1 pseudogene is annotated in these 514 nt (G+C 47.9%); it reads left to right on the top strand.

The features are described from left to right. Positions 1-514, top strand: a pseudogene (locus tag R8O11_RS31365) (ABC transporter permease); the annotation flags it as partial.

Genomic DNA, 514 nt, shown 5'->3' with positions numbered 1-514 from the left:
AGTCGAGCTTATACAGTTTGATTATGTCGGCAATGGGCGCTCTGATTTCCTGTTTGTGGCCACTGATTCGATTGTTGAAATCGCAACCAATTCGCTTGTCTTCGCGTTTATCGTTAATGCGCTTTGCAGGCAGAGAGTTTTCTTGGCAAGCATTGGCGGCATGTGCTTTCTGTGTAGCCGCGGTCGCGGTTTACCAAGCACCTAAAACGCAAGAGACGGGTTTTGCCATTATCGCATTGATGTTGGTGAGTGTGGCTCTATTCATGCCATTTTTGATGTGGCACATGTTCCAAAGCTTCTCATACACGTTACGCTGGGTTCGTGTGCGTTGGTTCTTTGCTGATGCGGCGGCAAGTATGAGCTATCGTGGTGTCGCAACGATGGCGTTTATGTTAGCACTCGCTGCGAATATTGGTGTTGAGACCATGGTGGGTAGCTTTAGAGACACCACTGACAAATGGTTAAGCCAACGCTTGGCCGCAGATATCTATATTTATCCAACAAACAACTCGGC

The organism is Vibrio sp. 1288 (assembly GCF_033344475.1).
The sequence above is the reverse complement of the archived record's forward strand: the minus strand, read 5'-3'. Positions and strand labels throughout refer to the sequence as shown.